The sequence below is a fragment of the Hydrogenimonas sp. genome (assembly GCF_029932565.1).
GTDB lineage: Bacteria > Campylobacterota > Campylobacteria > Campylobacterales > Hydrogenimonadaceae > Hydrogenimonas.
Genome location: NZ_JAOZPV010000064.1, coordinates 1 through 10,414 on the forward strand (window position 1 = coordinate 1; position 10,414 = coordinate 10,414).

Consider the following 10,414-nt stretch of genomic DNA (forward strand, 5'->3'; position numbering starts at 1 on the left):
GATTGGAATGGAGATATGCCGCCCGTAACGATCCAAACGGTCAGGCGGCACGAAAGGTTCAGGCTGCTGCCTCTTCTTTGTCGAGGTGCACATCCATCTGTGGATAGGGTATCGAGATCCCTTTTTCGTCGAATACCAGTTTGACCTTTTCGACCGTATCGAAATTGACGGCCCAGTAGTCCGGCGTGTTGACCCAGGCACGGCAGACAAAGTTGACGCTGCTGTCGGCCAGTTCCGAGACTGCGACAAATGGAGCCGGATCGGCATGAATGCGATCATCTGCGAGCAAAATCTCTTCGAGTGTCTTTTTCGCCAGTTTCAGGTCGTCATCATAGCCGATGCCGAATGTCCAATCGATCCGACGCGTCTCTTTGGCCGAATAGTTGACGATATTCCCTCCGATCACCGAACTGTTCGGAACGATGACGACTTTGTTGTCGCCCGTTTTGAAGATCGTCGAGAACATGTTGATCTCCTCGACCACGCCGGCAGTACCGCCCGCTTCGACAAAATCGCCAACCTTGAAAGGCCGAAACAATATGAGAAGCACTGCAGCTCCGACGTTCGAGAGCGTTCCCTGCAGCGCCAGACCGATGGCCAGACCGGCGGCACCCATAACAGCGACGAATGATGTCGTATTGACGCCGAGATTGTTGAGTGCCGCCAGGATGACGACGACCATCAAAAGAATGTAGACCATGTTCCCGACAAAGGAGACCAGCGTCGCTTCGACTTTCGCATGCTCCATCGCCTTTTTGACAACACGGGTCAAAACTTTTGCGATCCATTTCCCGAGAACGAAGATCGCCAATGCGCCAAGAATTTTCAATCCGTAAACGATCCCAAGATCGATGACTCTACTCCATTCGATATGCTGTAAAAACTCCATGTTCATCCGTTGTCCTTTAAAAATCGTAGACAATACCGACAGTTGTCGTCGTGTCGGTCTTGTCTTTGTCATCTACCGGCGAATTGTCGTATTTGACCTCAAAGCCGACACGCAGAGAAAAATTCTCAACCAGAGCCGTTTTCAATGCAGTGCGGAACACTATTTCATAGTCGTTCGTTTTTTCCAGATCTTCCAGAAAATTGAGCTCGGAAACGATATCCGTCTTTTCATTGAAATGGTATTCGTGATTCGCTCCCAGCTTCAGAAAGTGATAATCTTCATCGTCACCCGTTGTCAGATTGGCATAGCGGTACTGGTAACCGCCACGGACTTTCAGAAGCTGTGTGGCATTGTCTAGAACGATATAGCCGATACCAATGCCGCCGTTGTACTGCTGTTCGAACCCTTCAAATGGGTTCCTCAGCACACCCGCTTCGGCATAGGCGTACCATCTGTCGTTGAGCATATGGTTGGCCAGCGCGTGCGCCCTGTAGCGTTCGTCGGTTTTGTCACCATCCTTTTCGCCATAATAGGCATCGGCACGAAAGTGCAGGTCGGTTGTTTCCAACCACTGGTATTCGTTGCTGTAAAGCGCACTCAAGGTCTGACTGTCCGAGTTTCCGCTCGTGCCCAGATATCCCAGCTCGATATGCTGTTTGAATTCGCCCACTTGCATCTCCGCCGCCAGCAGTGCACCCGCTGCCAGCAGAATGGCCATAACTTTCTTCATTCCTTGCTCTCCTGTAGTGAAATGTGTGATTTTTACACGAAAATCGTGAACTCAATGTGAATTGCGATCCTCCCCGTGTATACCTGTTTGAAAGCAAATTGGGTTCCATAATTTATGGTAGAATTCCAAAAAAGTTATTTAAGTCCCATTGCAAGGATGGGTACTACGAGGTATTTGTATGAACAAAAAACTCCATATCGTATCACTGGGCTGTACGAAAAATCTCGTCGATACGGAAGTGATGCTGGGCCGTTTGCGAAAATTTGAAATGACACAGATACCGGAAGAAGCCGATGTCATCATCGTCAATACCTGCGGATTTATCGATGCGGCCAAAGAGGAGAGCATTCAGACTGTTTTGAACCTGCATGAAGCGAGAAAAGAAGAGTCTGTACTGGTTATGGCGGGATGCCTCAGCGAACGTTACAAGCAGGAGTTGCAGAAAGAGATGCCGGAAGTCGATATTTTTACCGGTGTCGGAGATTACGACAAAATCGACGAACTGATCATGAAAAAACAGAGCCGCTTCACCCCCCATGTATTTTTGCTCAATGAAGCCCATGAACGCGTCATAACCGGCTCCCGTTCGCACGCCTACGTCAAACTGGCGGAAGGTTGTAACCAGACATGCAGTTTCTGTGCCATTCCCGGCTTCAAAGGAAAGCTTCACTCCCGATCGCTCGAAAGTGTCGTGAAGGAGGTCAAACGGCTTGTGGAACAGGGATTTTACGATTTCAGCTTCATCTCCCAGGATTCCAGCAGTTATCTCAGGGATCTCGGAATCGACGATGGACTTGTGGAGCTCATCCATGCCATCGAAGCCATTGAGGGGGTCAAAAGCGCACGCATCCTCTACCTCTATCCAAGCACCACTTCGATGGGATTCATCAAAACCGTTGCCGATTCACCCATATTCCAAAACTATTTCGATATGCCGATTCAACACATCACACCCCGTATTCTCAAAACGATGAAGCGGGGCATCGGAAGCGAAAAGATCAAGGATCTGCTGCATGCCATGAAGATGGTACCCGACAGTTTCGTTCGCACCAGTGTGATCGTCGGATTTCCGACCGAGACGGAGGCAGAGTTCCAGGAACTTTGCGAATTCATCGAAACATTCGGATTCGACCGTGTAAATATTTTCGAATACTCCGACGAAGAGGGGACGAGCGCCTATGATCTGGAGCCGAAAATCGATCCGGAAACGATTCGTGAAAGAGCAGAAAAACTTGGAGAGATCGTCGAAGAGACGACAAAAACCTCACTTGCCAACATGGTCGGCTCGAGTGTGAAAATGATCGTCGAGGGGCCCAGCGAAGAGCATGAATTTCTTCTCTCCGCACGCCCGCTGCTCTGGGCACCGGAAATCGACGGCGAAGTTCTCATCAACGACAGCGAGATCGAACCGGTCGAATATGGAAAAACCTACGAGGTTGAAGTGACCGATTGTGTGGGAACCCAACTGCTGGGACGCATTGTCGCATATGCTTGAACCCGAAGCGCTTCAACAGCTCCGAAACAGAAAAAATCTGCTCGCATTTTCGGCCGGAATCGACTCCACTGCACTCTATCATCTGCTGAAAGAGAAGAAGATCCCCTTCGATATCGCACTGGTCAACTACAAAAGCCGGCCACAAAGCGACGAGGAGGCATCCTATGCGAAATCCCTGGCAGAACAAGATGGCAAAAAACTCTTTCTTCTGGAAAGAAAAGTCGAGGGAAGAGATTTCGAACATCGGGCCCGAAAAATCCGGTACACATTTTTTGAAAACATCATCGCAGAAGAGCGATACGAGAATCTCGTGACGGCCCACCAGCTCGACGATATGCTCGAATGGGCACTCATGCAGCTTTGCAAAGGATGCGGAACTGCCGAAATGGTCGGGATGCAGCCTGTCGAGGAGCGCAAATGTTACACACTGGTCCGACCGCTTCTTTTTACACCGAAAACATCGCTCCTCTCCTATCTGGAGGAGAGGCAGATTCACTATTTTGTCGATACCACAAATCTCGAAGAGAGATACACACGCAACCGTTTCCGACATCAGGCCGCTGCCTTTTTGATGGAGGAGTGCAGCGAAGGTATCGCACGAAGTTTCCGCTATCTGCTCGCAGACAAACAGTCGCTCCTTCCACCGCAGAACGCCATCTTCCGTTACAAAAATCTGACGCTTTTCAAACGTCCGGAATCGGAGCTACAAACCATCCGTCTTGTCGACCGTCAGTTGAAAGAGAACGGCTATCTGCTCACCCGAGCACAGAAAGAGGAGATTGTGAACAACCGTTCGGTCGTTATCGGAGGCATCTGGGTCGTAGAGATCACAGAACGATTCGTCTGGATCGCACCCTATACGAAAACCGAGATGCCGAAACAGTTCAGGGAGCGGTGCAGAAGCAGTAAAATTCCGGAAAAGATTCGCCCCTATCTTTTTGTAACGGATGGCTTGGAACGGTTGCTTTCGGCACTCGACAGTTTCTCTTCGTAGACACGTATACGGAATATACCTTCGATTTCATCGCCGCCATGTGCACGGAACGCGATCGGAAAATCTGCCTGGATAACGAAGGGGATGGAGGGGAGGGCATCCAGAAACTTGTAGAAATTCTGTGGCGAATCCATTTTCGCCATCGCATTGATTTCGTATACCTTGAAATAGGAGTCAGTCTCGTTGACATCGACCGGCTTCATATCGACTTTCAGAAAATAGTTTTTCGCTTTCGCAATGAACTCTTTTTCATTCCACCGGTTTTCGAACGCTTCGACGATTTTCCGATTCTTGGACTGAAGTGACTTGAGTCTGTCGAAAATCGTATCGTGTTCATCCTTGGCCGCGAGATAGTGCGCTTTCTCTTCCGCATACTGTTTGTTGACGGCTTTGTAGGATTTCACCGCGGGAATCACCAAAGCGAAAATAAGGACGAAGAGAATCAGCAGATAGAAAAGAATCCACATCAACAATCGGATAAGGCGAATCTCTTTGAAACTCATTCCTCCACCTCGCTTCCGGTTTCGATGCTTCCCTCATTGACCGAAACGAAACGCCACCATCCGTTCTCGAGCGGATAGAACGTCGTGACATTGCGTTGAAAGACTGACTTGAGCGGAGCAAGCAGCAGATAGTTGTAGACATCTTTGGAAGGGGTCACGCCGTACAGTACGAGCCCCTCCTTGTCGAGAATGGCCTTGGTCAACGTAATCTGATCGGGTACAAGATCGAACAGGTTTTGAATACTCTCTTTCAGAAGGGTGTTGTTTGTATTGATCGTCTCATACTTTTGTGCGAGCCGTTCAATCCGGGCAATCTCTTTTTTGAAACGTTCGCTTTTGCCTCTAAATTGCCGCGTCTCCTGCTTCATCGTCACGATGTCGCTCTCCATCGAACGCTTTTTCAATAGAACGAATGTTGAAAATCCAAAAATCAGCAGCAGTGTTATTGCCAAAAATATCACCAGTATTCTGCTTTCCTGATCCAGCTTTGGCTTCGGTTTCGGATGGATAAAACTGAATCGCATGCTATCTGCCTATCTCTTCACATACCAGTTCGGCCATTACATCGATCGGATCGAACCGCACCAGGCTCGCCTGCATAAACAATTCATCTTCGATGTATCGCACAAAATCACTTTCGAGTTCATCCATATCGAAAATCGTAACTTTTTCAATGAATGCGTGGGGATAACGATCATCATGGTAAAATTTCGCAATCGCCTCTTTCATCTCTTCAAAAAAGTTGAGATTGTACTCCAGAAGTTCCAGCGCGGACTCATCTTCCAGACTCTTTGAGCCCTCTCCGATATCCTCTTTGAATTCACCCAGGATATCGACATCACTGATCGGGGCAACCTCTTCATCTTCATCCAGCATGTCCAAATCGAACGAGAGTTCTTCGATTGGCTCCTCCGACTCCGTTTCGAACCGCTCCTCTTCCATCTTTCCTTCCGAAACGAGGAGGACCTGGGCATACCACATCTGTTCGGCAGAAAGTACAGCCATAAAAGCGACGCCTTTCTGATGAAGCAAAAAGAGGCCGGGATTCTCTTCGAGAAGCGGCTTGCTTCTTTGATAGAGCAGAACAAAAGGGGAGAAAAGCAGGTCGAACTCCATCCCTTTGAACTTCTGTTCGAACCATTTCATCTCTACCAGCGAGGTATAGGCCATCCATTTCTCGTCGATGCATAGAGAATGGACGAGTGCCGCATCGACACCGAAACGTTCGAAAGCAGGTTTGCCGCATTCCGGCAACGCTCCCTGGTTGATCGTATCGAGCATGGCGGCGACATAGGTTTTCGGATAGGTGTGGCAAATCTCTTCATACCAATCGAGCAACTCCGACCGATTTTCCGAAGAGATGATGCGGCGTTCCAGAATATCGATTTCATCCTTCTCGACATAACCGAATGCAGCCTCTATTTTCTCCTCGTTGAGAAAAAAAAGAAGAGCCGTTTTCGGCCAGAAATAGCGCTGCAATTTCCCCACATCTTCCCTTTGTCAGATATCAATTGTCAATATCTTAAACTATTTTTGCTTAAGGCATCTCTATGAAGCACCCTTGAACAGTGAGCTATAGAGGCTTTTGAACTTTTCGTAGATATTGTGTGCACGCTCGACGAGTTCGTCATCGGTCAACCGTGTCGCGACAAGCTTTTCATACCGCTCTATCATTACTTCACACATCATTTTGATTCGGATCTTGTCCGCTTCGCTGATCGGCGGATGGTTGGCAATATCTTCTATCTGACGCAAAAATCCGGCACCTTCACGAATATAACCGAGATAGCGCTCCGCCACTTCGGTCTGTGTCATCACCGTCAATGCCATCCGGTTGTACCGGTCAAGTGCGTAAGCCTCTTTGGCCAACGCATAGGCTTCATCATAATCTCCCATAAAATAGTGCCATTTCGCTTCAAACGCCTTCTGATAGGAGGGGTTGGTCCATGCAAAAATCGCCATGCCTCCCAACAACAGCACCGCAAACAGTAGATAGGTGATTTTGGAACTCATCTCAAAAAGTCCTGTGCAGGGAAGCAGAGGTCGATGCTTCTTCGATGGGGGGCACCAGCGATGGGTGGGGAAAAATTGAATCTGCCCGTAGTATCGCATATATCTGCCTCTGAGACGCCTGAATAGAGCCTTGACGGTTTTCCGCGTATTCCCACACGTTTTGGTGCAACTTCCGTATACAGGAATGTTTGGGATGGGTTCTAAACTGCATGTTCAAGCATCCTCTCGCGAATCAACTCCCTGGCCGACTCTTTCTCCATCCCGGAAATATCGATCGGTTCGGAAGCGTAGTACTCTATTGTACCAAAGGGTTTTGGAATTACGAACCTGTCCCAGCTTTTCGCCTGCCAGTAGCGTGAAGGTCGACAGTTGAGAATGACGATGGGAATCTTCGCTTTTCGGGCAATCACGACGGCTCCGTCGGAGACACTGTGGCGCGGCCCCTTCGGCCCGTCGGGAGTAATACCGATACTCTCCCCCTCTTTTACCTTCTTGAGTGCGGCTATGAGCGCTTTTGCCGCTCCTTTCCGGCTCGAACCCCGGATAGTTCGCAGACCGAAAGGGGCAATGATACGAGTAATGATCTCCCCGTCGAAATGGTCACTGATCATGACGTTGACACGGGTTTTCGGCGCGGTCTTCCGGAAGATAAAGGGCGCCATCAGAAGCTCGCCGTGCCAGAAAAGAACGACGAAGGGCGTGTCAGGCACCTCTCTCTTGAAACACCATACCTTTCTGTTGGTGAGGTAGAGAAACCACATGAGCACAACCCCGATCGGGGGAACGATCCAGAGAGCAAGCTCTCTTAAAAAACGTTTACGCAACCACTTCCCCGCGATGGCTTGTACGGCCCGCTTCGGTGATACGGACTTTCACCGTTTTTCCAAGCAGCTCTTCACTACCAGGCACCGAAATGAGCATATTGTTGTCGCTTCGGCCGGCGATCATGCCTCCGGGACGCAGCTCTTCGAAATAGACGTCGCAAATCTTCCCGACCCGCTCCGATTTCATCTCGTCGAGCATCGCGTTATGGCGCTCCTGCAGCCTTTTCAGACGCATGGAACCCACCTCGTCGGAGATCTGATGCTCATAATCCTGCGCCGGTGTCAGCGGACGAGGCGAGTACTTGAAACTGAAAATCTGCTCGAAGCGTACCCGTTCCATTACATCCATCGTCTCCTCGAAATCCTCTTCGCTCTCACCCGGAAAAGCGACGATAATGTCGGTGCTGATCGAAACGTCGGGAACCATCTCACGCAGTTTCACGGCACGGTCCAGAAACCACTCTTTGGTGTACCCCCGTTTCATCGCTTTCAGAATCTGCGTCGATCCACTCTGCAGCGGCATGTGCATCGATTTGCAGATTTTCGGATTCTCTGCGAACTCTTTGAGAAATTCGTCATCCATATGGAGCGGATGGGGCGAGGTGAAACGGACCCGCTCCACCTCCTCGATCTCACTGACAGCCCGCAACAGGCCGGTGAAGTTCATCTTTGGATGCTCTCCGCTGAACCTGCGTCCATAATTGTTGACGTTCTGTCCGAGCAGAAAGATCTCTCTGGCACCGCTTTGCGCCGCTTTTCGCGCTTCCTGCACGATCAGTTCGGCCGGAATCGAAACCTCGTCGCCACGCGTGTGGGGCACGATGCAGAAGGTACACTGTTTGTCACATCCTATCGAGATATTGACATAGGCCTTGTAGGGGGATGTGCGGAATTCGCCGAACGCATACCGGCTCTCATCGTAATCGATATCGACTTCGACCGCTTTGGGGGTGTGAAGCACCTCTGTGATCTTACTGACGTTCCGGGCTCCGAGTACGAAATCGACGAACGGAGCCCGTTTGATGATCTCCTCACCGAGATGGCTCGCGGTACATCCGCAGACGCCGATCTTCGCCCCCTCTTTCCTGCGTTTGTTGAAGAGGCCGATTTCGCTGAAGAGTTTGTTGACCGGCTTCTCACGCACACTGCAGGTGTTGATCAGGATCAGATCGGCCTCTTTGAGATTTTCGGTCTGTTCGTACCCTTCCTTTGTCGTAAGCTCGGCAATCATATGCTCACTGTCGCGTACGTTCATCGCACAGCCGAGCGTCTCGATGTAGAATTTTTTACCCATCCGCATCAGACCAGGATATGCACCTCGTAGAGATAATCATTTTCGTCCAGACCGAAACGGATCTCCCGGAAATAGACGCTGTATCCCTTCTCTTCGAAATGTTCGACCATCTCCATCAGATCTTTGTGGGAATTCTCTCTGTCAAAATAGAAAATTTTCTGTCCATCTTTTTCGAGCTCTTTCTCGATTTTCTCGACACTGACTGCCTTCGGCTTCGCGTTCAATTCCGTTCTTGCTGCTTTAAGTTCCATGCTCTCTTCCTGATATTGTAATATTGCGATCAGATGGCAGAGACTTTTCAACCACCTTCACGCTTCATTCGCTTCATTCGTAAAGCGCATAATAATTGCCCGATTATATCGAATTGAAAGTAAACTTTTTATAAATGTTAAAGATTGCTTTCAGTATAATTGGCGTCTCAATAGACTGCATAGCCTGCTGCACGAAAAAAATCAATCATAAACTTTAGAAGGAATTGTTGAACCGATGGAAAAAATCATAGATATTATCGACTCCATTGCCCATGAAAAAGGTCTGCCTCCCGAATCGGCCAAAGAGGCGTTCAAAACGGCACTCATCCAGACAGCCAAGCGAGTCATCTGCGAAGGGTGCGACTACGATGCCGAAATCGACGAAGCGAACAAAACCTACATCCTGAGACAGAAAATCACCGTCGTCGAGGCGGACGATCCGCGCCTTGTGGACGAACCGGAAAAGTTCATCGCACTCGAAGAGGCAAAAGAGCTCGATCCGGATGTCGAAGTCGGAGACGAGCTGACCGGGGAACCGATCAACCTCGAAGAGTTCGGCCGGAGTGCCGCGGCCGCACTTTACCATGAGATCGAATATCATATTCAGCGGTTCGTCGAAGAGCAGATGTTCAACAAGTACAAAGCGATGATCGGCACGATTATCAGCGGCCCGGTAACACGTGTCGACAACGAACAGAACACCTACATCGAGATCGACGAAGTACGTGCCGTACTGCCGAAACGCAACCGCATCAAAGGGGAGTCGTTCAAAGTCGGCGAAACGATCAAGGGCATCCTCCGCTATGTGGGCATCGACAAAAAATTCGGCATCCATCTGGAGATTTCCCGAACGATGCCGAAATTTCTCGAAGAGCTCCTGCGGCAGGAAGTACCGGAAATCGCCGACGGTCTCGTCATCATCGAAAAGTCGGCACGCATCCCGGGCGAACGGGCGAAAGTGGCATTGACGGCAACGAGCCCCAACGTCGATCCGGTCGGTGCCACAGTGGGCGTACGCGGCGTACGCATCAACGCTGTCAGCCAGGAACTTCACGGCGAAAACATCGACTGTATCGAATATTCACCGATTCCGGAGATCTTCGTGGCACGCGCACTCAGCCCGGCGATCATCAACAGCGTAAAGATCGAGGATGACAAGGCTATGGTCACACTGCCAAGCGACCAGAAATCGAAAGCGATCGGAAAAAGCGGCATCAACATCCGCCTGGCATCGATGCTGACGGGTTATCAGATCGAACTGAACGAAATCGCAACGACCGTGGCCGGCGCGACAACCGAAGGGGCGACCGAAGAGGAAAAACCGGTCAATCCGGATGCACTCAAAGCGCTGTTTGGAGAGTGACGCAATATCGTCGTTAGTCGTTAGTCGTTAGTCGTTAGTCGTTAGTCGTTAGTCGTTA

The 10,414-nt window shown here is 49.9% G+C and carries 12 protein-coding genes; 3 read left to right on the forward strand and 9 right to left on the reverse strand.

What is annotated here, in order from left to right:
- Positions 1 to 58: 58 nt before the first annotated feature.
- A complete protein-coding gene (locus Q1K24_RS07635) occupies positions 59 to 895 on the reverse strand; it encodes a mechanosensitive ion channel domain-containing protein (RefSeq protein WP_366903755.1) in 837 nt (278 codons plus the stop codon).
- A 10-nt stretch (positions 896 to 905) separates the two neighbouring features.
- Positions 906 to 1,619, reverse strand: coding sequence for a YdiY family protein (locus Q1K24_RS07640; protein ID WP_300368362.1), 714 nt, complete (start codon positions 1,617 to 1,619; stop codon positions 906 to 908).
- A 178-nt stretch (positions 1,620 to 1,797) separates the two neighbouring features.
- Between Q1K24_RS07640 and rimO the strand changes: the two genes are divergently transcribed.
- On the forward strand, positions 1,798 to 3,114 hold the full coding sequence (gene rimO, locus Q1K24_RS07645; RefSeq protein WP_300368364.1) for a 30S ribosomal protein S12 methylthiotransferase RimO: 1,317 nt from the start codon (positions 1,798 to 1,800) through the stop codon (positions 3,112 to 3,114).
- Complete coding sequence (tilS, locus tag Q1K24_RS07650) at positions 3,107 to 4,108, forward strand: tRNA lysidine(34) synthetase TilS (protein ID WP_300368366.1); 1,002 nt, start codon at positions 3,107 to 3,109, stop codon at positions 4,106 to 4,108. The genes rimO and tilS overlap by 8 nt, the downstream gene beginning before the upstream one ends.
- Here the strand turns inward: tilS and Q1K24_RS07655 are convergent.
- The 7 genes from Q1K24_RS07655 to Q1K24_RS07685 form a co-directional block, all read right to left on the reverse strand.
- Positions 4,045 to 4,611, reverse strand: a complete 567-nt coding sequence (locus Q1K24_RS07655) for a hypothetical protein (RefSeq protein ID WP_300368368.1) — start codon at positions 4,609 to 4,611, stop codon at positions 4,045 to 4,047. The genes tilS and Q1K24_RS07655 overlap by 64 nt on opposite strands.
- Positions 4,608 to 5,135 carry a hypothetical protein gene (locus Q1K24_RS07660; protein WP_300368370.1) on the reverse strand — a complete coding sequence of 176 codons (528 nt, stop codon included), beginning with the start codon at positions 5,133 to 5,135 and terminating at the stop codon, positions 4,608 to 4,610. The genes Q1K24_RS07655 and Q1K24_RS07660 overlap by 4 nt, the downstream gene beginning before the upstream one ends.
- Before the next feature lies 1 nt (position 5,136).
- Positions 5,137 to 6,099 (reverse strand): hypothetical protein, encoded by a 963-nt coding sequence (locus Q1K24_RS07665; RefSeq protein WP_300368374.1) that lies wholly within the window; start codon positions 6,097 to 6,099, stop codon positions 5,137 to 5,139.
- Between the two features lie 60 nt (positions 6,100 to 6,159).
- Complete coding sequence (locus Q1K24_RS07670; RefSeq protein ID WP_300368377.1) at positions 6,160 to 6,624, reverse strand: hypothetical protein; 465 nt, start codon at positions 6,622 to 6,624, stop codon at positions 6,160 to 6,162.
- Between the two features lie 200 nt (positions 6,625 to 6,824).
- Entirely contained in the window at positions 6,825 to 7,448 is a 624-nt protein-coding gene (locus tag Q1K24_RS07675; protein WP_300368380.1) for a lysophospholipid acyltransferase family protein, read from the reverse strand.
- A complete protein-coding gene (gene miaB, locus Q1K24_RS07680; RefSeq protein ID WP_300368383.1) occupies positions 7,441 to 8,742 on the reverse strand; it encodes a tRNA (N6-isopentenyl adenosine(37)-C2)-methylthiotransferase MiaB in 1,302 nt (433 codons plus the stop codon). Before miaB ends, Q1K24_RS07675 begins: the two co-directional genes overlap by 8 nt.
- Positions 8,743 to 8,747: 5 nt before the next feature.
- A complete protein-coding gene (locus Q1K24_RS07685) occupies positions 8,748 to 8,993 on the reverse strand; it encodes an HP0268 family nuclease (RefSeq protein ID WP_300368386.1) in 246 nt (81 codons plus the stop codon).
- 235 nt (positions 8,994 to 9,228) lie between these two features.
- On the opposite strand from Q1K24_RS07685, the gene nusA reads away from it, so the two are divergent.
- Positions 9,229 to 10,356 carry a transcription termination factor NusA gene (gene nusA, locus Q1K24_RS07690; protein WP_300368389.1) on the forward strand — a complete coding sequence of 376 codons (1,128 nt, stop codon included), beginning with the start codon at positions 9,229 to 9,231 and terminating at the stop codon, positions 10,354 to 10,356.
- Positions 10,357 to 10,414 lie beyond the last annotated feature (58 nt).